Raw genomic sequence first — 20,369 nt, 5'->3', positions numbered from 1 at the left:
TCTCGTGACCACGGCGCCACGGGTGTTTTAGGCGCTGTTGGCGGTCAGCTGCGGGTATACGGCCTCGATGGGGGCGCTGAGTCCGGCCTTGAGCTGTAGGGACGTGTCGTCGGCGAGAACCTCGTACTCACCGGCTTCCACGGCATCCAAGACGGTGCTCACGAGATCGGCCGGGTCTGTTTTGGGCTCGCTGGTGTGTGCGGCCATCGCGGTGTCGACATAGCCGACGTGCACTCCGACGACGTGCACGCCTGCGGGGGCGAGCTCCAGGCGCAGGGAGTTGGTGGCCGACCAGAGGGCGGCCTTGGTAGCGCTGTAGATGCCGGCGACGGCGTACCAGCTCAGGGCGGAGTGGATGTTGATGATCACAGACTCTTCCCTCGCTGACAGGATCGGAGCGAATGCCCGGGTGAGGAACAGCGGGCCGAGGAAGTTCGTCTCGACGTTGGTCCGGATTTCTTCAGTGGTGTGGGTGAGAATGCCACTGCTGGCCACGGAGGCTCCGGCGTTGTTGATCAACACCGTGACGTCCCCGGCGGCCTCGACTGCGGCCTGGATGGACTCGGGGTCGGTGACATCGAGGGTGAGCGGAACAACGCGCTCGTCCTCCCAGGTGCGGGGGGTACGGGCAGTGGCGTAGACCTTGCTGGCGCCGCGTGCGAGGGCGTCGTTGACGAAGTGGGTTCCGATGCCGCCGTTGGCTCCGGTGACGAGGACGACTGCTTCATTGAGTGAGGGCATTTTCCTGGACTTTCTGCTGGTGAGGTTATCTGCACCGGTCGGCGCGGATGATGTTGATGGTTAGGGGGACCGCCCGCCCCTGGCTCCCAGGGGCGGGCGGCCCACGGGCCGGCGATCAGGCGTGTGCCATGGCCGGGTAATCGGTGTAGCCGGCCGCGCCGCCGCCGTAGATGGTGGCAGGGTCAAGGTCGTTCAGCGGGGCGTCTGTGCGCAGCCGCTCGACGATGTCGGGGTTGGCCAGCGCGAAACGGCCCAGCGGTGCGATGTCAGCAAGGCCCGCGTCGATGTCGCCGGCGATCTGCTCGCGGGTTCGTCCGTAGCGGACCACGAGCACCGCCGTCGGCCATGCGTCCCTGAAAGAGCGCAGCAGCTCGTCGTCGCCGACGTGGTGAAGGTGCAGGTAGGCCAGGTTCAGCGGGGCGAGCTCACCGACCAAGTGCCGGTACTGAGCCCGCACGCTCTCGGTGTCGCCCTCGTTGATACCGCCCAACGGCATGGCAGGGGAGAGGCGGATACCAACCCGGTCCGCCCCGATTTCATCGGCGACGGCCTGGGCGACCTCGATCACAAACCGGGACCGATTTTCTACGGAGCCGCCGTAGGAGTCGGTGCGGTGGTTGGCGTTGGGGGAGAGGAACTGGTGCAGCAGGTATCCGTTCGCGGCGTGGATTTCGACTCCGTCGGCGCCGGCGGCGATGGCGGAAGCTGCGGCGTGCCGGAACTCGGCGATGGTGGCCCGGATGTCATCGACGCTCAGCTCGCGCGGGACCGGGGTCTTCTGCGGTCCGGTGGGGGTGAGCATGTCCTGGTCGGCGGAGATCGCCGAGGGTGCCACGGGCAGGCGGTGGTGCGGCGTGTTGTCGGGGTGGGACATCCGGCCCGCGTGCATCAACTGGATGAACACGGCCCCGCCCTCGGCATGCACCGCGTCGGTGACCTTTCGCCAACCCTCGACGTGCCCGGGCGTGTAGATCCCCGGAGTGTTGATGTAGCCCTGCCCGTCCTCCGACGGCTGCACCCCCTCCGTGATGATCAATCCCAGGGAGGCGCGCTGCGCGTAATACTCGGCGGTGAGGTCGCTCAGGGTGCCATCCGGGTTGGCCCTCGTGCGGGTCATGGGTGCCAGTGCGAGCCGATGGGGGAGTTCCACCCGGCCGAGGGTGAACGGTTGCCAGAGAGAAGACAAGGACATGGGAAAGGTGTTCCTTTGATCGATCGGTCATGAACATCACCGTTGCGCCGGCCCGAAATGCGTCGTCCGTGAGAGAATGAGCGAAGGCACTTTTGAGCCGCCAACAGTAGCGACTATGCTCATAACTGAGCATAGTCAGATTCTATTCCCGAAGGAACATTCAATGTCAGTCGCCCCTCAGCCGGTCGGACGGCGCGAGCGGAACAAGCAGGACAAGCTCGACCGCATCACGGCCGCCGCGCGGGAGCTCTTCTCCGAGCACGGTGTCGATGACGTCACCACCCAGCAGATCGCCGACAAAGCTGACATCGGTACGGGGACTCTCTTCCTGTACGCCAAAACCAAAGCCGAGTTGCTCCTGCTCGTGCAGAACTCCAGCTACGCCGACGCGCTCGTGGAGGGTAAAGCGGCCGCCGAGGCCATCCCCGATGTGTTCGAGGCAGTGATGGCGATCGTTCGCCCGGTCGTGGAGTGCAACCGTAAGCAGATCGACAACGGCCGAACCTACCTTCGGGAGATCGTGTTCGGCGACCCCGAGGAACCCCACCACCGCGATGCCCTCGCCCTGACCGTTCAGACCGAGGATGCGATCGCCGACGTGTTGCGGCGTGACCCGCGCATCGAGCCCAAGGATGCTGCAGCGCTCGCGCACATGGTCTCCGCGATTATGTTCCTCAGCATGGCGGCCACGATCAACATCTCGAGGTCCGTTGACGAAGTCCTCTCCGAGATCTCAGAGCACGTCGCCGTTCTCTTGCAGACACGGGGAACGCTCCCAACAACGCAGTAAAGCTGCACCGATCCATGATGGCCGCGGTAATCACCCGGCCCACCCTGACATCTTCGGTGGACCTCCTGAACCCGAACGACGGCGGGCAGCCAGCCAAGTAGGCGAACGCGCCCAGCGGGACCGGCGAATACGCTGTCGGAGAACCGGCCGATTTTCCACACCGCCCACCCGGCTCAATCCCAGCCTCCGGACGTAAACTGACCTCCGCACCACTTATCGCGGGACGGAACGTTTGGAGCCTGATGCTCTGGAAACTGCTTGTCGAATACCTGCGGCCGCACCGGCAGCTGCTGATCGCCGTCGTGGTTTTCCAGCTGGCGCAGTCCATCGCGTCCCTGTACCTGCCCACGCTGAACGCGGACATCATCGACGAAGGCGTGGCCAAGGGGGACACCGGCGTCATCCTGAACCTGGGCGGTTTGATGCTGGGGATCACCCTGCTGCAGATCGTGTGCTCGGTGATCGCCGTGTACTTCGGGGCGAAGGCCGCGATGGGCGCCGGAAGGGACCTCCGCGGGGCTATCTTCACGCGGGTAGGGGAGTTCTCCGAGCAGGAAGTCACGAAGTTCGGCGCGCCCAGCCTGATCACCCGGTCCACCAACGACGTCCAACAGGTCCAGCAGCTGGTGCTGATGTCCGCCACCATGATGGTGGCCGCGCCCATGCTCGCCATCGGCGGCGTGATCATGGCCGTGCGGCAGGACGTGCAGCTGTCCTGGCTGATCGCCGTCGCCGTGCCTGCGCTCATGATCGGCGTGGGGCTGATCATCACCCGGATGGTGCCGCTGTTCCGGAAGATGCAGAAGAGGATCGACACCGTGAACCGGGTGCTCCGCGAGCAGCTCACCGGAATCCGGGTGGTGCGCGCGTTCGTCCGGGAGGACATCGAGACTGCCCGCTTCGGCCAGGCGAACGACGACGTCACGGACACCGCGCTGCGTGCCGGCCGGCTCATGGCGCTCGCGTTCCCCGTGGTGATGCTGGTGCTGAACGTCTCCAGCGTGGCGGTGATCTGGTTCGGCTCGTTCCGGATCGAGGACGGCTCCATGCAGGTGGGCACCCTCATCGCGTTCCTGAGCTACCTGATGCAGATCCTGATGTCCGTCATGATGGCCACGTTCATGGCGGTGATGATCCCGCGCGCCGCAGTCTCAGCGGACCGGATCGGTGAGGTGCTGAACACCGAATCGAGCGTGCGGCCGCCGCTGAAACCGGTGAGCAGTGCGGTGTCGCCGGACGGGCACCGGCGCGGGCAGCTGGAAATGATCGACGTCGGATTTGCCTACCCGGGTGCCGACCAGCCCGTCCTGTCACGGATCAGCTTCACCGCCAAGGCAGGGCAGACGACGGCGATCATCGGCAGCACCGGCGCCGGCAAGACCACCCTGGTGAACCTCATGCCCCGGCTGTTCGACGCCACCACCGGCTCGGTGATGATCGACGGCGTGGACGTGCGCGAGCTGCACCCGGACCTGCTCTGGGGGCACATCGGCCTGGTCCCGCAGAAGCCGTACCTCTTCAGCGGGACCGTGCGCAGCAACCTGCAGTACGGCAAGCCGGACGCCACCGAGGATGAGTGCTGGGCCGCGCTGGAGATCGCACAGGCCCGGGACTTCGTGGAGGAAATGGAAGGCGGGCTGGACGCGCCCATCAGCCAGGGGGGCACCAACGTTTCCGGCGGGCAGCGGCAGCGGCTGGCCATCGCCCGGGCGCTGGTGAAACGGCCCGAGCTGTACATCTTCGACGATTCGTTCTCCTCGCTGGACACCGGCACCGACGCCCGGCTGCGCCAGGCCCTCAAGCGCAACACCGCCGGCGCCACGCTGGTGATCATCGCCCAGCGCGTGTCCAGCATCGTGGACGCGGACCAGATCCTGGTGCTCGACGACGGCAGGATCGTCGCGCGCGGCACGCACCGCAGGCTGCTGGAAACCTCCGAGACGTACCGCGAGATCGTCTCCTCCCAGCTCGCAGCGGAGGAGACGGTATGAGCCGCCAACCCTCTTCCGGAACCAGCGCCGGAACCGCACCCGCCCCGAAAACCGGAAATGCCGCCGTCGTACGCATTCCGCGTCCGGCGGGCGGACCGGGACGCGGCGGACCGTTCGGCGGGATGAACATCCCGGCGGAGAAGGCGATGAACTTCCGGCCGTCGGCCAGGCGGCTGCTGGGCACGCTGCGGCCGGAACGGGCGTGGCTGCTGCTGGTGCTGGTCATGGGTGTGGCCAGCGTGACGCTCTCGGTGATCGGGCCGCGGCTGCTGGGGGAGGGCACCAACCTGATTTTCGCCGGCGTGGTGTCCAAGCAACTGCCCGCCGGGGTGACCAAGGAGCAGCTGATCGCGCAGTTGCGGGCAGCGGGGGAGAACCAGAAGGCGGACATGCTCACGCCCATGGCGCTGACGCCGGGGCAGGGGATCGACTTCGCCGGGCTGGGCACTGTGCTGACCTGGGCGCTGGTGCTGTATGTGCTGGCGTCGGCGTTTATGTGGGTGCAGGCGTATGTGCTGAACGGGGTGGTGCAGCGGACGGTGTTCGGGCTGCGCGGGGAGATCGAGGCGAAGATCCACCGGCTGCCGCTGCGGTATTTCGATTCGATCCAGCGCGGCGAGCTGCTGAGCCGCGTGACCAACGACGTGGACAACGTGTCCCAGAGCCTGCAGCAGTCCATCAGCCAGGCGGTCACGTCGGTGCTGACGGTGGTGGGTGTGCTGGTGATGATGGTGATTCTCTCGCCCACGCTGGCGCTGATCGCGCTGGTGACCGTGCCGCTGACGCTGGGGGTGACGGCGCTGATCGCCAAGCGCTCGCAGAAGCTGTTTGTGGCGCAGTGGAAGCACACGGGGGAGCTGAACGGGCAGATCGAGGAGACGTACACCGGGCATGCGCTGGTGAAGGTGTTCGGCCGGCAGCGTGAGGTGGAGGAGCGGTTCCGGCAGAAGAACGTGGAGCTGTACGACGCGAGTTTCGGGGCGCAGTTCATTTCCGGGCTGATCATGCCGGCCATGACGTTCATCGGGAACCTGGTGTACGTGGGGATCGCGGTGGTGGGTGGCCTGCAGGTGGCGTCCGGGGCGATGCAGCTTGGTGATGTGCAGGCGTTCATCCAGTATTCGCGGCAGTTCACCATGCCGCTGGCGCAGCTGGGGTCCATGGCCAACCTTTTGCAGTCCGGCGTGGCGTCTGCAGAGCGGGTGTTCTCGTTGCTGGATGAGGACGAGGAGTCCGTGGAGCCTCCCGCTTCGTCCGGGCCGGTGTTTGGGCGGGGGCGGCTGGTTTTTGAATCTGTTTCCTTCTCGTATTCGCCGGACAAGCCGCTGATCTCGTCCTTGTCCCTGGTGGCGGAGCCGGGGCAGACGGTGGCGATTGTGGGGCCGACCGGGGCGGGCAAGACCACCCTGGTGAACCTGATGATGCGGTTCTACGAGCTGGATGCCGGGCGGATAACGCTCGACGGCGTCGACGTCACCTCGGTGCCGCGGCGCGAGCTGCGCTCGCGGCTGGGGATGGTGCTGCAGGATACGTGGCTGTTCGGCGGGACGATCCGGGACAACATCGCGTACGGCCGGCCTTCAGCTACTGAATCCGAAATTTTGGAAGCCGCGCGGGCGACGTACGTGGACCGGTTCGTGCGGTCCCTGCCGGAGGGGTACGACACGGTTCTGGAGGACGAGGGCTCCAATGTGTCCGCGGGGGAGAAGCAGCTGCTGACGATTGCCCGGGCTTTCCTTGCCCGGCCGTCGGTGCTGATCCTCGACGAGGCGACGTCTTCAGTGGATACCCGGACTGAGGTGCTGGTGCAGAAGGCCATGCGTGCGTTGCGGAGCGACCGTACTTCCTTTGTCATTGCGCACCGCCTGTCCACCATCCGCGACGCCGACCTCATCCTCGTGATGGAGGCCGGGCAGATTGTTGAGCAGGGCACTCACGCTTCGTTGCTGGCTGCCGGCGGGGCCTATGCGCGGCTGTATGAGGCGCAGTTCGCGGCTCCGGTGGCGGAGGCCTAGTTTCCGCTTGCTGCGGGCGCATAGGTTCCGAGAACTTCCCAGTCAGCTGGAGCCGCGGTCACATGAGCGCTAGCGTCTGCCGCCAGCAGCTCCTCCACAACGATGCGCAGCATCGTGTCTGCCATACCTTTCGGCAGGTCGCCCTTGGTGTCCACGTAAATTACCAGGCCCTCACTCGTGATGTAGACGTCTGATACCCAGTTGGGTGTGTAATCATTGGGATCGTGAGTGGCGAGGTCTACTTCCTGCCCCCTCCCGTTCACCCGGAAGAGCCGGGGACTAGCGGCCTGGAGGCCGGCTGCTGCCTTGTCGGCGTCCTCCGTCACGATCAAAAAGTGTGGGGACGTTTCCCAGCCTTCGCCGAGCTCGTCCTCCCACCTTTCGCCCATTTGATCGAAGATGTCGGGTGCCGTAGTTACCTTTGCCATCTTGTCCCTCTTGTCGGTACTCTCTGACTCACTCGCGTTTGGGGCAGTACTCAACGCCCCCATGATGTAGGTAGTTGCAAATACGACAAGAACTGTCCCGATCAAGACGATAACTAGGGCAATTTTGTTCATCGTCGCTCGGCGGACTTCACAGGTAGCTCTTCACACTCGCGCGGAGCGCTTCGGTGTGCTCGTAGATCTCCTCAAGCGAGGTGATAGGCACTCGCGTTTCCTCTTTATGAGCATCGAATATCCCGATGTACTTCTGGGTGCGGTTGAAGTGCAGCCGCGCAATCGGCTTGCGATTGTTGTCGTCGAGCAGCACTGCGAAGTAGGACTTGGCATCGCGCTGGACTACCCGTGCGGGCTTGACCTCACTGCAAACAATGGCACGAACGATCTGGTATCCCTCGATTTCCTCCAGGGTCGTTTCCAGACCATCCGCCTCGGCCAAGTCTGCGTCCGCCACAGGGGCACTTGTAACGCTTGCGGCGGCGGCGGAGTCTTCAGTCTGTGGGAAACCTGGAGCGCCGAGGGCCTTCTTCAGCCGCTCGTTCACCTGGTCATTCAGGAATTGCTTGGATGCCTTCGTCACCAGAGCCGTAAACTGCTCACGTACTTTCTGCGTGTACGGACCAGGATAGACACGACCAGTTAGGAATTTGACCCAGTCGTCTTCCGGCTCCTTGAACTGCGAAGCCAGAGTCCGCTTCAATTCGCCGATGTACTTCAGTTCCCCCGCGGCACTGATGATTGAGTCAAGGTCAAAAACATCCTTGGAAAGCTTCTGGAGTTCAGGAATGAGAGACTCGTCAATGTCGTTCAAATCCAAAACAAGGAACGGCTTGGCGTCCATGCGATTGGGCGCGTCGAGGTCCGTGAAGAATTGGTAGACCTCGCCGTTTGTGAGGATGGCGATCCTAGCGTTCGTCACGGCGAAGTACCGGAATAGCTGGGATGCATGCTCAATCTTCACCGGCTCGGTGGACTTCTTGCACTCGATCAGGATCTGGACCTCACCGTCCTTGACGATGGCATAGTCAATTTTCTCGCCCTTCTTCAACCCCACATCCGCGATAAACTCCGGAACGACCTCCATCGGATTGAACACGTCATAGCCCAAAATCGTTGAAATGAAGGGCATGACGAAAGCATTCTTCGTTGCCTCTTCGGTTTGAATTACTCCTCGCTGCTGGCGCACCTTTGCTGCCAAAGCCGAGAGTTTTTCTGAAAATTCCATTCGTCCCCCTGAAGAAGTACTTGTGTGTTGCCAACCGTAACTCAGCACTAGGACAAATCTGGTGGAAGCGCTGGCCTCAAATTGGTAACTCAATTCAAGGGGCAACTTGGGCAGGATAGAACGGGTCGGCGTCGCGGAAGGCGGACGGCCCCTTGGCTAGTGCGCTCATCCTCCTAGTCACCGGATAAGCCCATACATCTCGTCTCTTTCTTTGGTGGGAGCCGGGCCAGACGGTGGCTATTGTGGGGCCGACCGGGGCGGGGAAGACCACCCTGGTGAACCTGATGATGCGGTTCTACGAGCTGGATGCGGGGCGGATAACGCTCGACGGCGTGGACGTCACCTCTGTGCCGCGGCGTGAACTGCGCTCGCGGCTAGGCATGGTGCTGCAGGATACCTGGCTGTTCGGCGGGACCATCCGCGACAACCGCGTACGGCCGGCCTTCAGCTACTGAATCCGAAATTTTGGAGGCCGCGCGGGCGACGTACGTGGACCGGTTCGTGCGGTCCCTGCCGGAGGGGTACGACACGGTGCTGGAGGACGAAGGCTCCAATGTGTCCGCGGGGGAGAAGCAGCTGCTCACGATCGCCCGGGCTTTCCTTGCCCGGCCGTCGGTGCTGATCCTCGACGAGGCGACGTCTTCAGTGGATATATGCGCGGTTGTACGAGGCGCAGTTCGCGGCTCCGGTGGCTGAGGTTTAGGAACGGGCGCGGCCTCTTGAGACCGCGCCCGTTGGAAAGTACCGCCAGTAGATGGCAGTTACGTCTCCTTATTTAGGCGTTTCGTTTGGCTGGAGAGCCTACGGCAGCCTTCACTGCAGCAACGAGAGAGTGGACGTCGGTCTCGGTGGTGTCCCACGAGCACATCCACCGGACTTCCCCGCGTGCCTGGTCCCAGTCATAGAAGCGGAAGGATTCCCGGACTTTCGCGGCTGCCCCGGTTGGAAGGACGGCAAAAACGCCATTGGAATGAGTTGGTTGCGTCAGCGAGACGCCGTCAATGGCCGAGATTCCTTCGCTGAGAAGCTGAGCCATTTCGTTGGCCTGACAGGCGGACCGCAGCCACAGCCCATCCGTTAGCAGGGCTACGAGTTGGGCAGAGACGAAACGCATCTTTGAGGCCAGCTGCATGTTCATCTTGCGCAGGTAGCTCATGCCTGGGTCGGACTGCGAGCTGAGCCAGATAACGGCTTCGCCGAACAACAGCCCGTTTTTGGTGCCGCCAAAAGACACGACGTCGACACCGACGTCGGTGGTGAATGCCCGCAAAGGAAGCCCAAGATGTGCTGCAGCGTTGGCCAGCCTTGCTCCGTCCAGGTGCAGTTTCATCCCCTTCGCATGGACGTGTTCAGCGATCCGTTGGATTTCTTCCGGCGTGTAGCAGGTGCCCAGTTCGGTGGTCTGGGTGATCGATACGACCAGCGGTTGCGCCCGATGCTCGTCTCCCCACCCCCAGGCTTCGGCGTCGATCAATTCCGGGGTGAGTTTGCCATCCGGTGTGGGGACAGGGAGGAGCTTGATTCCGCCAATCCGTTCCGGGGCGCCGTTTTCGTCGGTATTGATATGCGCTGTTGCTGCGCAGATGACAGCGCCCCAACGCGGGAGCAGGGCTTGCAGGGCAAGGACGTTGGCCCCTGTTCCATTGAAGACCGGATATGCGGTAGCAGCTGCCCCGAAGTGGGACTTGATGACAACTTGAAGCGCTGCCGTGTAGACATCTTCACCGTATGCGGTGACGTGGCCTTCGTTGGCTGCCTGAACTGCTTCGATTATTTCGGCGTGAGCCCCGGCGTAGTTATCCGAGGCGAAGCCCCGGTATGCCGGGTCGTGGAGGCGCCCCGCCAGTACCTGTGGAACGCCTGCTTTCATATCAACGCTGACGCTCATGCCGGTGCACCCGCGAGGTGGCCGGCCGTGAGGGGCAAGCGCTGCCCGTTGATCTGTTCTGCCTCCAGATCGAAGATCCGCTCTACAGCGTCGGCAAGGACACTGACATCGGTGTAGCCCGGAAATTTCCGTTCCGGCTGGGCCGCGCGCATCCGGTCATCGACCAGAGCCTTGACGACGAAGACCAAGGCGGCTGAGTGCTGAGCGGAGTGGGGGCTTTCATTTCCTCCCTGCAGGTGCCGGAAACCGTCGGCCACGGCCAGGGTCCATGCCTCGGCGGCAGACTTGACGGCGGCATAGGCGGCGCCGCCCGCTGTCGGCGAGGAGGCGGACTGTGCGGAAACGACGGCCAGGCGACCCGCAGGGGAGGCAGCCAAATCGTCGTAGAAAGCGCGGCTGGTGTTCCTCAGTGTGGTGAGGACGCTGGTGTGCAGGAAGTCCCAGTCTTCATCCGTCTGGCCTGTAATGCCGGTACCGCCCCGCCACCCTCCGACAAGATGGATCAGGCCGTCCACGGGACCCAGATCGTTGCGGACAGACGTCGCCAAGTCCTCAACGGCTTGCAGGTCCGCGAGGTTGCAGGCATAGCCCGTGACGTTGTTGTACGCTGCCGCGAGCTCCTGCACACGGTCCTCAAGGATATCCACGGCGGCCACACGTGCCCCTGCCTGCGAAAGGGCATGGACTACCGCGACGCCTGCGGCGCTTGTCGAACCGGCGACGACGACCGTACGCCCCGAGAGGTCCTGGCTCATGCGCCCGCCCCGCCCTCAGTCTTGACAGGGCTCTTACCTGTGATTCCGGCAGTTGAGTCAATAACAGGGCGCATCTTCTTCTCCAGTGCCTCGTAGAACATCGACAGGGGGAATTCGTCATCAAGGATCTGGTCCGTCAGACCCCGGGGCGGGCCGTCCAGCGGAAGGGCCTCCGGTCCCTTGGCCCATACGGAGGCCGGGTGGGGGGTGAGGGTTTCCGAGACGAGCTCATAGGCAGCGAGCCAGTGTGCCGTCTTCGGCCGGTCGATCGAACGCCAGTAGAGTTCCTCGATGCGGAGACCCAGCTCGACGACCACGCCAGCGACGTCGGCCCAGTCGATGCTCAACTTTCCATCGGTCCAGTGCAGGACCCGGTGCTGGTGCATCCACGCGAACAGCAATTGGCCGCCCACGGCGTCGTAGTTACGGACCCGGTTGCCTGTAATCGCGAAGCGGAAAATGCGGTCGAAGATCACGGCGTACTGGACCAGCTTGGCGTGCTTGCGGGCGTCCTCGGAAGCCGTTTCGTCCCGCTCGATAAGCACGGACTCGCGGAAGGCGGTCAGATCGCAGCGGAGCTCCTCCAGGGAGTACAGGAAATACGGCATCCGCTGCTTGATCATGAACGGATCAAAGGGAAGGTCACCGCGCATGTGGGTCCGGTCATGGATCAGATCCCACATCACGAAGGTCTTCTCCGTGAGGTGCTGGTCGTCGATCAATTCCGCGGCGTCGGCCGGCAGGTCCAGGGAAGTAATGTCGGCAGCAGCTTTCAGGACGCGACGGAACCGGGCTGCTTCGCGGTCCGCAAAAATCCCTCCCCAGGTGAACGAGGGGGTGCTTCGCACCGCTACGCTCTCGGGGAAGAGAACTGCGGAGTTCGTGTCATAGCCGGGCGTGAAATCCACGAAGCTGATGGGGACGAACAGCTTGTTGGAGTAGTCAGTTGCCTCCAAGTCAGCCACGAATGAAGGCCAAATGACCTCGATGAGGACGGCCTCGAAGTAGCGGTTCGTGCTGCCGTTCTGCGTGTACATGGGAAACAGAACCAGGTGCGGCAGTCCGTCGATGCGCCACTGCTCGGGGTGGAAGGCTACCAATGAGTCGAGGAAATCCGGTACGACGAAGCCCTCGGACGCCCACCGCTGGAAGTCCTGCACGAGCAGTTCGAGGTAGTCCGTGTCGTGGAGGAGGTGGTGGCGCAGATCGTTGATTGAGTCCGTGATGATGCCGACATTCCGGCGGGCCTGGTCATGGTCAGCGGGTTCCGGGACGGAACCGTCCTGCACTTGAACCTGCTGCAGCCCGACGACGGCTGCCTTCAGAGCCTGCCATGCGGGGAGCGCCTTGAGGTCTTCTGCCCGGACGGTTGTCACTTCAGGAGTTGCGATTACAGACATGCTGGTTCCTTCCAGTTGTGGGGATTCCTGAAGAAGCTAGCAGTGCGTAAGCATCTGTGAAGGATTATTCGCTAATGCATAAGAAATACTTTTGCTCAGGGACTGCTCTTCAGTGCAATGCGTGCGTCTGACCTGTGGGTCGCTGGTTTTAGGACAAGCCGGGAACGGTGCATCACCATCAGCAAGCAGCGGTATCGGGACGCGTCGCGCTTCGGACTGTGCCACGTGTGCCATCGGTGGAAATTGCCTGCTCACCGCCTCTTGGCGCGCCATAGCAGATCATCAGGACTGCTTAGCCACCGCGCTCGAACAGATCAGCAAGTGTTGTGCTCAGCGCGGATTGGCACCGCTATGCGTAAGGATCTGGCCCGTCAGACGTGCAACATTCGGCGCGCCAAATATCGCTTCCCTTGCCCGTGTTAGCTTGATCACCATCCTTCCCGGCCCGCGGGCTTCGGAAGGCCCAAACTCACCGCAGCTACCTTTTCGGAGGCACCATGGGACTTGGCTCCCACACGCAAATAAGTGATCGGGCTATTGATTTCGAAGAAGAAATCAAGCCCGATGGAACACAGGGGTCCTCCCTTGCGATAGCGGCAGATCGCCCTACCGGCGAATCCACCAACGAACTCAAGCGCGGGCTAAACCACCGCCACCTGCAGATGATCGCCATCGGCGGTGCGATCGGTACCGGGCTGTTTGTGGCCTCGGGCAGCACCATTTCCCAGGCGGGTCCCGGCGGTGCGCTGGCCGGCTACGCGCTGGTCGGGCTGATGGTCTTCCTGTTGATGCAGTCACTGGGCGAGATGTCGGCCCAAATTCCGGTTGCCGGTTCGTTCCAGTCCTTTGCCACCCGCTTCGTCTCCCCGTCCTTTGGGTTCGCGATCGGCTGGAACTATTGGTTCAACTGGGCCATCACGGTGGCCGCAGAGCTGGTCGCGGCCGGAATCATCATGGACTTCTGGTTCCCGGGCGTCCCAGGGTGGGTGTGGGCCGGGATCTTCCTGCTGGTGCTGACCGGGCTCAATGCCCTCTCGGCCAAGGCCTTTGGCGAGTCGGAGTTCTGGCTCTCACTGATCAAGGTCAGCGCAGTGGTGCTCTTCCTGATCGCCGGCGTGCTGATGATTTTCGGCATCCTCGGGGATAACTCTCCGGGACTGAGCAACTGGGAAAACCGCGATGACGTGTTCCACGGGGGTTGGGTCTCGATCATTTCTGTCTTCATGGTTGCCGGGTTCTCCTTCCAGGGCACCGAGCTTGTAGGAGTCGCCGCCGGCGAAGCGGAGAACCCGCGCCGCGAGGTGCCGAAGGCCATCCGCACTGTGTTCTGGCGCATCATGCTTTTCTACATCGGCGCCATCTTTATCATCGGCTGCCTCATCCCGTTCACCGATCCGAGCCTGCTGGCCTCCGGTGAGTCCGATATCGCATCTTCGCCCTTTACCCTGGTCTTCTCCCGCGCAGGAATCGCCTTCGCGGCGGCCTTGATGAACGCCGTGATCCTGACCGCAATCCTGTCCGCGGGAAACTCCGGACTGTATGCCTCCACCCGGATGCTTTACGCCATGGCCCATGACGGCATGGCCCCGAAGATCTTCGGCCGAACCAATGCGCGTGGTGTGCCGATCGCGGCGTTGCTCGCGACGGCGGCCGTGGGACTCTTCGGGTTCCTCTCCGCGATCGTCGGGCAGGGTGCAGCCTACTCCTGGCTGCTGAATATGTCGGGCCTATGCGGCTTCATCGTCTGGGCGGGAATCGCGGTCTCCCACTACCGTTTCAGGCGCGGCTTCCTGGCCCAGGGAAACAAAGTCAGCGACCTGCCGTACAAAGCATCCCTGTTCCCCATTGGCCCGCTGCTGGCCTTCGCCCTGCTCATACTGGTCATCGCGGGACAGAACTACGAGGCTGTGCTTGCCGGACGGTCCGTGGAGGTGCTGTCCTCCTACATCGGGTTGCCGGTCTTCATCGTTCTATGGCTGGGTCACCGCTACATCACCAAGTGCAAAGTAGTGCCGCTGCTCGAGATGGATCTCACCGCACCTAAGGACGTCGAGGACGAACCGAGGGGCGCCAGCCAATAACCAGGCCAGAAGGACCGAAGCCGGGTGCGAACAGCACCCGGCTTCGCTCCTTCCTATCGATCAACGGCGGATGCTGCGGCGTTCGCCAGGCAGACACGTGAAGAAGGCGGGCTGCTGAACGGGTGCAAGCGGGACGACGAGCCATTGGCCGCCATAAAATTCCACATACGAATCCGAGGGGCACCGTGCGTAGGCTTCTTCTCGTGTCATGGTGATCAGTCTTTCTCGCTAGGTCATGCGTCGTTGGGATGGGAACTGCTTTTTCCTCTTTCGCCGGAGGTGGGCTTGTCATCCATCGTCCCGTCATCGTTAGGTAGGCGAAACGCTATTTCTGGATGGTTCTAACCACCCCTTTAGGTAGGTAGCGCGATCGGGCCCCACCATCCCTGATATGGAAGCGGCCGGTGGGAAGGTTCCGGGCCGGTCAGGGTGAGCCGAAAACGGGCCTAACCCGGGTGAAAAAATTGTGGTTGAGTGGGGAGCATGGCTTCCCCCATCGAGGATTATGCGTTGCTGTCGGACCTTCAGACCGGGCCTCTCATAGCCCGGGATGGCAGCGTCGACTGGCTGTGTTTCCCGCGCTTCGACTCGCCGTCGGTGTTTAGCAGGATCCTGGGCACCGAAGAGCATGGCCGCTGGCTGTTGGCCCCCAGTGAAGCCGACGCTGAAGTTGTGGAATGGCGCTATATCGACTCGACCTTTGTGCTCCAAACCATCTGGAAGACCGGCAGCGGCTCCGTCCTGGTCACCGATTTCATGCCTCTGGGGGACAGCGGGTCATCCCTTGTCCGCCGTGTCACCGGTGTGGAAGGCGCCGTGGAGATGCGCCAGGAACTGCGGATCCGGCCGGGATATTCAACGGTCCTGCCCTGGATGAGCCGGGTACGCGACCAGGAGCCGACGGCCGCGCCCGTCCTGTTGGCGATGGCCGGTCCGGATGCCCTCGCCCTGAGGGGACCTCATCTTCCGCATGCCCACGCTCACGCGCACGAGGGCGAATTCCTCGTGTCGAAGGGCGAGCAACTTGATTTCGAACTGACGTGGTTCCCCTCGCACCGCCCGTTGCCCGCTGCGACTGACGTCGACGCTGCCCTTGAGGAAGCCACCGACTATTGGAGCCGCTGGGGAAGCCACTGCCGGCAGGACGGGGTTTATGGGGGTGCGGTGAAGCGTTCGCTGCTTGTGCTGCGGGCCCTGACGCATTTTGAAACGGGCGGCATCGTCGCGGCGCCCACCACGTCCCTCCCCGAGGATTTCGGCGGGCCGCGGAACTGGGACTACCGGTACTGCTGGCTGCGCGACGCGGCGTTGACGCTGGAATCGATGCTGACCCATGGCTACGAGACCGAGGCGCTGCAATGGCGGAACTGGCTGCTCCGGGCACTCGCCGGCGATCCCGAGCAGATGCAGATCATGTACGGCGTGGGGGGAGAACGGGAACTCCCCGAACGCGAACTGACGCACCTCCCCGGTTATGAAGACTCCAAGCCTGTGCGGATCGGAAATGCTGCCGTATCGCAGTTCCAGGCCGATGTTGTGGGCGAAGTGATGGTGGCACTGGAACGGCTTCGTATGGCCGGCGGCAAGGAAGACCATTTCTCCTGGGCCCTGCAGAAGGCACTCCTGGGATTCGTCGAGAAACACATCGATGACAAGGACTTCGGCCTGTGGGAGATGCGCGGGACCGCGCAGTACTTCACCCATTCCCGCGTGATGATGTGGGCCGCCTTCAACTGCGGGATCCGGGCCATCCAGATCCACGGACTGCCTGGCGATGCGACCAAGTGGGAGAAACTCCGGGACCGGCTACGTGAAGAAATCATGCGTGAGGGCTTCAACCACAGCATCAATTCCTTTACGCAGACCTATGGCGGAACGCAGACAGATGCGGCCCTCCTCGTGATGCCCCAAGTCGGTTTTCTGCCCTACAACGACAAGCACATGCTTGGCACGGTCGCACGGCTGGAAGAGGAACTTCTGACCGACGACGGCCTGCTCCTGCGCTACCGGACAGAGACTGGCGTTGATGGCCTGGCACCGGGTGAACATCCTTTCCTCGCCTGCTCTTTCTGGCTGGTGGAGCAGTATGCGCGCACAGGCCGGCAGGAAGATGCGAAGGTTTTGATGGACAGGCTCGTGGGGTTTGCCAACGAGCTTGGCCTGCTGAGCGAGGAGTACGCCACGGACGAGGATCGGATGGCGGGCAACTTTCCGCAGGCCTTCTCGCACCTGACACTCGTCCGGGCGGCCGATGCGATGCACGGGGTTGACCCCCTCAGTTTGGCGGTCGACGCTCCCGACTAGTGGCCCGTCGAAGCTGAGGCGCAGACGGTGGCGATTGTGGGGCCGACCGGTGCGGGCAAGACCACCCTCGTGAACCTGATGATGCGGTTCTACGAGCCGGATGCCGGACGGATAAAGCTCGACGGCGTGGACGTCACCTCGGTGCAGTGGCTGATGTGGACGGCTCCATCAGGAACGAACCGGTTCTGCCCAGTCGTCCTGGTGCCGTCATCGAACAAGTTCGCGCGTCATTCCAAAAGGAACCTGGTCTGAGAGTGCAGCTGTGTAACTTCCGGCCCGGTTGCGAGTAACCAAGATTCCGTGCCTACCAGTTAGCATTGCGGCTTCCTGAAGGTGACTGACAGCGGCCTCAAGCCGTTCTTCAAGGCTTTTCAGACTGGTGACATTAATTTCAACAGGGGCGATTGTGGACTGCATGATTCTCCTTCGAGCGGGGTGTGGATTTGCTTATGTCATCTGTGCGGAGGTTGTGGCCTACCGGAGGGTTAGTAAGTCGTTTTCGCGTTGCCGCAGTCAAACCACATACGACCTCGCCGAGCATTTCGAACACCGCGGGAACTAAGTTCGAATAGGACACATCCCCGAATCCAAGCGCGTCATGGGCGCCGGCAAGAGCCCGAGCGTGGTGGTCGTCCGCGGTGTTGACGGTCACTTGGAGCGGTTATGGGGTGTGACCCGGCCGTTTCCGGGCAGACACGTGAAAAAGGCGGGCTGCTGGACGGGCGCAAACGGGACCACGAGCCATTGGCCGCCATAAAATTCCACGTACGAATCTGAGGGGCAACCTGCATAGGCTTCTTCGCGTGTCATTTCAGTCTGCCTTTCTCGCTAGGTAGTGCGCTGTTGGTAAGGTGCCGCCGGCGGGGCGCTGGCCAGACCCTGGGACTACAACCTGTCCCTATCAGTGTGGAATGTGCCGTATGCACTGTGCATCCGTGGCCCTCACGGATTTCTCCACGGAACCAGTGCGGGAGCCAGTACGGAAGGCTGTCGGGCCGCGGTCGCCCACAGACCAGTGCCCCTTGTTAGCGGCCATGAAAAACTGCCTCTAGGCAGCCACGAAAGCTGCCGGCGGCCACCGATACGGGAATCGGTGGCCGTCACTCTTTCCGGACTCTGCGGTTCTACGACGGGGACTCGACATCTGCCAGCTGCGGAGAGATTCTAAACGTAGCTGCAGAGCAATTCGGCTTCACTCCAGGCGCGCAAGGTGCGCCAGCGATGAAGTCCAACACAGTCTGAATGTGCGTCCCGCAACTGGAACGGCGTTGGTGGCGGCCGCACGTCGGTCGCTCTGCACGTGCCTAACCGTTCCGATCAGATCGAACTGCGCATGCTGCCGGCTGAGGCTTCCGGTTGATTGTGCAGTTGACCTGCCACACTCGGGGGTTCGGAGAGGAATCCATCAATGCCGGCAGACTATACAGAACCGAAATCCGGATCGTTCCGTGACCGGGGCATCACCTCCAGGGAGTGGGAGGTGCTTCAGGCCGTTCTTGACCACCTGACGAACGGCGACATCGCTGCGGCCTTAGGTATCAGCGTACGCACGGTCGAGAGTCACGTCTCGAATCTCTTGACGAAGTTCGATGTCCCTGACCGCTCGGGCCTGGTGGCTGCTGTGCGCGCTCAACAAACCGCTGATCCCGTGCGAATTGAGGCTCCCCCGTCATTGCTACGCATGGCCAACGCAGGCGAGTTCGTGGGCCGGGGTCCGGAGCTCGAACAACTCCACGATGAGTGGGACATGGCCAAGGCGGGCGCACAGCGCCTTGTGCTGGTCTCGGGCGATGCAGGCATTGGAAAAAGCAGGCTGGTTGCTGAATTCGTGCGACAAATATCAGTCACTGACCACCCATTGGTGCTGCACGGACGTTGTGATGAAGACGTGTCAGGCCCATTTGAGGCTGTCGGCCAGGCCCTCGCACCCTATCTCCGTGCCTGTGATCCGGGTCGCTTGGCGGCGGAACTTGGTGATTTGGCTGAAGACTTGAGCAGAATCGTTCCAAATTCCGGCCTTCGATTACCAAGGGTTCCTGTTGACGCATTGCGGGCAGATCCGCACTTTATCCGTTCGCGGTTGTTCGATGCCGTCACCCGGGTTTTCCGTCAAGCCTCGATGTCTTCCCCGTTGCTGTTCGCAGTTGATGATTTGCACTGGGCCCCAGAGCCGACCCTCCTATTGCTCAGGCACCTTATGCAGAGAGAGATGCTTGAGCGGACACTAGTAATCTGCACTCTTCGCCCGAAATATTCTTCAGACGCCTTAATCGACTTCCTGGGTGAGCTGCGCCGGGAGGCAACGCCGGTTCAAATTGAGCTGGGTGGATTGCATCGGCTCGAGGTGGCTCAACTCTTGGGAAGAGACAATGGGTCGCCCCTGTCTCCGGACGACGTCTTCGCCGAGCGCTTGGCCTATGACATCTACTCGGAAACACGAGGAAACCCACTGTATGCCCGAGAACTGATCCGAAGCCTCGGGGAAGATAGCGGACCGAGATCGGCGGGTACAGCAGATGTACCTCATGGAGTGAAGGACATCGTTGCGGCACGGGTTCGGCGGCTTAGCCAAGAGACGCAGACGCTGTTAGGGATGGCCGCCGTCTTAGGTCAGACATTTGAACTTAATGTGCTGCAACGCCTCGCTGAAGCAGACGATCAGTCTCTCCTGGAGAGAGTAGAAGAAGCAACGCAGGCACAGCTTTTGTATGACGTCACAGCCGCTGCTCCGGACGCTGTCGAACGCTATGAGTTTGTGCACGCCATCGTGCGTAAGGCAATCATTGAGAGCGTATCGCCAGCCCGCGTGCGTCGAATCCACGCCGCAGCTGCCGTAGCTTTGGAGCAGTTGTATTCTCACACCTTGGAAGAGCGGGCAGATGAGATCGCACGGCACCTTGTTCAAGCGGGTCCGATTTCAGATAGGCAGAATATTCTGCGGTATCTCACGATGGCTGGCAGGGCAGCGCTGAACAGTTCCGCGGCGGAAGAAGGGCTTCGCTATCTGAACCAGGCCATGGTGGTCATGGATACCGCCGACGCTTCTGACCGTGCGGAACTTTGGTTCCAGCGCGGTTTGGCGTTGCGGATGATAGGTCGTTGGCCGGATTCAGTGGCCTCGCTGCGTAGCGCCCTAAACATCTATGCGGAAGTGGGTGATCTTAAAGCCATCTCCCGCACGAGCTGCGAGGCCGCTCATACTATGTTTTGGTTTTTCCGGATGCATGAAGCCCTCGATTTGGCAGCTTATGGACTTAAAATGCTTGACGGCCACGGGGGCGCCGAACGGGGACGGCTGCTTGGTGCGTTGTCTTTTGCCCAGGCTTGGAGCGGTGATTACGACTCAAGCATGAAGGCCATCGATGAAGAGTTGGACATGGCCTCCCGGCTCGGTGATGCGGAGCTTCGCGGGCATGGCCTGGCCATGCGTGCGATGCAGCTTCCCGCGTTCCTTGAGCACAAGGACGCAGCCGCGGCAGGCTATGAGGCGTTGGAGATACTCCGCCACTCAGACGACATCTGGACCTTGACGAGCATGCTCGGG

The 20,369-nt window shown here is 62.3% G+C and carries 13 protein-coding genes and 2 pseudogenes; 8 read left to right on the top strand and 7 right to left on the bottom strand.

Annotation, left to right across the window (positions count from 1 at the left end; translation table 11 throughout):
* Positions 1–27: 27 nt before the first annotated feature.
* Together IAQ70_RS20865 and IAQ70_RS20860 are read right to left on the bottom strand one after the other, a co-directional pair.
* Positions 28–741, bottom strand: a complete 714-nt coding sequence (locus tag IAQ70_RS20865) for an SDR family oxidoreductase (RefSeq protein ID WP_190991864.1) — start codon at positions 739–741, stop codon at positions 28–30.
* 115 nt (positions 742–856) lie between these two features.
* On the bottom strand, positions 857–1,933 hold the full coding sequence (locus IAQ70_RS20860; RefSeq protein WP_190991863.1) for an alkene reductase: 1,077 nt from the start codon (positions 1,931–1,933) through the stop codon (positions 857–859).
* A 163-nt stretch (positions 1,934–2,096) separates the two neighbouring features.
* On the opposite strand from IAQ70_RS20860, the gene IAQ70_RS20855 reads away from it, so the two are divergent.
* The 3 genes from IAQ70_RS20855 to IAQ70_RS20845 all read left to right on the top strand — a co-directional run bounded on the left by IAQ70_RS20855 (position 2,097) and on the right by IAQ70_RS20845 (position 6,729).
* Entirely contained in the window at positions 2,097–2,723 is a 627-nt protein-coding gene (locus tag IAQ70_RS20855; protein WP_190991862.1) for a TetR/AcrR family transcriptional regulator, read from the top strand.
* Between the two features lie 242 nt (positions 2,724–2,965).
* Positions 2,966–4,714 (top strand): ABC transporter ATP-binding protein, encoded by a 1,749-nt coding sequence (locus tag IAQ70_RS20850; RefSeq protein ID WP_190991861.1) that lies wholly within the window; start codon positions 2,966–2,968, stop codon positions 4,712–4,714.
* Positions 4,711–6,729 (top strand): ABC transporter ATP-binding protein, encoded by a 2,019-nt coding sequence (locus IAQ70_RS20845; protein ID WP_317983729.1) that lies wholly within the window; start codon positions 4,711–4,713, stop codon positions 6,727–6,729. Before IAQ70_RS20850 ends, IAQ70_RS20845 begins: the two co-directional genes overlap by 4 nt.
* Here IAQ70_RS20845 and IAQ70_RS20840 read toward each other — a convergent pair.
* Together IAQ70_RS20840 and IAQ70_RS20835 are read right to left on the bottom strand one after the other, a co-directional pair.
* Entirely contained in the window at positions 6,726–7,157 is a 432-nt protein-coding gene (locus IAQ70_RS20840) for a hypothetical protein (RefSeq protein ID WP_190991860.1), read from the bottom strand. The two genes, IAQ70_RS20845 and IAQ70_RS20840, sit on opposite strands and share 4 nt — an antisense overlap.
* Positions 7,158–7,305: 148 nt before the next feature.
* A complete protein-coding gene (locus tag IAQ70_RS20835; protein ID WP_190991859.1) occupies positions 7,306–8,397 on the bottom strand; it encodes a type I restriction endonuclease in 1,092 nt (363 codons plus the stop codon).
* Positions 8,398–8,574: 177 nt separating this feature from the next.
* Between IAQ70_RS20835 and IAQ70_RS20830 the strand changes: the two are divergent.
* Positions 8,575–9,048 (top strand): annotated as a pseudogene (locus IAQ70_RS20830) (ATP-binding cassette domain-containing protein); the annotation flags it as partial.
* A gap of 124 nt (positions 9,049–9,172) precedes the next feature.
* Here IAQ70_RS20830 and IAQ70_RS20825 read toward each other — a convergent pair.
* The 3 genes from IAQ70_RS20825 to IAQ70_RS20815 are packed head-to-tail and all read right to left on the bottom strand — an operon-like array spanning position 9,173 to position 12,440.
* Positions 9,173–10,285: a threonine aldolase family protein gene (locus tag IAQ70_RS20825; protein WP_190991858.1), complete on the bottom strand. Its 1,113-nt coding sequence runs from the start codon at positions 10,283–10,285 to the stop codon at positions 9,173–9,175.
* Positions 10,282–11,040: an SDR family oxidoreductase gene (locus tag IAQ70_RS20820; RefSeq protein WP_190991856.1), complete on the bottom strand. Its 759-nt coding sequence runs from the start codon at positions 11,038–11,040 to the stop codon at positions 10,282–10,284. Before IAQ70_RS20820 ends, IAQ70_RS20825 begins: the two co-directional genes overlap by 4 nt.
* On the bottom strand, positions 11,037–12,440 hold the full coding sequence (locus IAQ70_RS20815; RefSeq protein ID WP_190991854.1) for a DUF6421 family protein: 1,404 nt from the start codon (positions 12,438–12,440) through the stop codon (positions 11,037–11,039). Before IAQ70_RS20815 ends, IAQ70_RS20820 begins: the two co-directional genes overlap by 4 nt.
* 497 nt (positions 12,441–12,937) lie before the next feature.
* Between IAQ70_RS20815 and IAQ70_RS20810 the strand changes: the two genes are divergently transcribed.
* From IAQ70_RS20810 to IAQ70_RS20795, 4 genes and pseudogenes are all read left to right on the top strand, one after another.
* Positions 12,938–14,521 (top strand): amino acid permease, encoded by a 1,584-nt coding sequence (locus tag IAQ70_RS20810; RefSeq protein WP_223860482.1) that lies wholly within the window; start codon positions 12,938–12,940, stop codon positions 14,519–14,521.
* A gap of 483 nt (positions 14,522–15,004) precedes the next feature.
* Positions 15,005–16,825, top strand: a complete 1,821-nt coding sequence (locus tag IAQ70_RS20805) for a glycoside hydrolase family 15 protein (protein ID WP_190991852.1) — start codon at positions 15,005–15,007, stop codon at positions 16,823–16,825.
* A gap of 6 nt (positions 16,826–16,831) precedes the next feature.
* A pseudogene (locus IAQ70_RS23415) lies at positions 16,832–16,969 on the top strand (ATP-binding cassette domain-containing protein); the annotation flags it as partial.
* 1,264 nt (positions 16,970–18,233) lie between these two features.
* The coding region (locus IAQ70_RS20795) for an AAA family ATPase (RefSeq protein WP_190991851.1) at positions 18,234–20,369 on the top strand (2,136 nt) is incomplete at its 3' end.

Source organism: Pseudarthrobacter sulfonivorans (genome assembly GCF_014712225.1).
GTDB lineage: Bacteria > Actinomycetota > Actinomycetes > Actinomycetales > Micrococcaceae > Arthrobacter > Arthrobacter sulfonivorans.
This window is presented reverse-complemented; position numbering and strand designations above follow the sequence as displayed.

Excerpts from the sequence above, each read along its gene's own strand:
- IAQ70_RS20820 (WP_190991856.1), bottom strand. The coding sequence starts at position 11,040 with ATGAGCCAGGACCTCTCGGGGCGTACGGTCGTCGTCGCCGGTTCGACA.
- IAQ70_RS20835 (WP_190991859.1), bottom strand. The coding sequence starts at position 8,397 with ATGGAATTTTCAGAAAAACTCTCGGCTTTGGCAGCAAAGGTGCGCCAG.
- IAQ70_RS20825 (WP_190991858.1), bottom strand. The coding sequence starts at position 10,285 with ATGAGCGTCAGCGTTGATATGAAAGCAGGCGTTCCACAGGTACTGGCG.
- IAQ70_RS20805 (WP_190991852.1), top strand. The coding sequence starts at position 15,005 with ATGGCTTCCCCCATCGAGGATTATGCGTTGCTGTCGGACCTTCAGACC.
- IAQ70_RS20865 (WP_190991864.1), bottom strand. The coding sequence starts at position 741 with ATGCCCTCACTCAATGAAGCAGTCGTCCTCGTCACCGGAGCCAACGGC.
- IAQ70_RS20810 (WP_223860482.1), top strand. The coding sequence starts at position 12,938 with ATGGGACTTGGCTCCCACACGCAAATAAGTGATCGGGCTATTGATTTC.
- IAQ70_RS20840 (WP_190991860.1), bottom strand. The coding sequence starts at position 7,157 with ATGGCAAAGGTAACTACGGCACCCGACATCTTCGATCAAATGGGCGAA.
- IAQ70_RS20850 (WP_190991861.1), top strand. The coding sequence starts at position 2,966 with ATGCTCTGGAAACTGCTTGTCGAATACCTGCGGCCGCACCGGCAGCTG.
- IAQ70_RS20815 (WP_190991854.1), bottom strand. The coding sequence starts at position 12,440 with ATGTCTGTAATCGCAACTCCTGAAGTGACAACCGTCCGGGCAGAAGAC.
- IAQ70_RS20855 (WP_190991862.1), top strand. The coding sequence starts at position 2,097 with ATGTCAGTCGCCCCTCAGCCGGTCGGACGGCGCGAGCGGAACAAGCAG.
- IAQ70_RS20860 (WP_190991863.1), bottom strand. The coding sequence starts at position 1,933 with ATGTCCTTGTCTTCTCTCTGGCAACCGTTCACCCTCGGCCGGGTGGAA.
- IAQ70_RS20845 (WP_317983729.1), top strand. The coding sequence starts at position 4,711 with ATGAGCCGCCAACCCTCTTCCGGAACCAGCGCCGGAACCGCACCCGCC.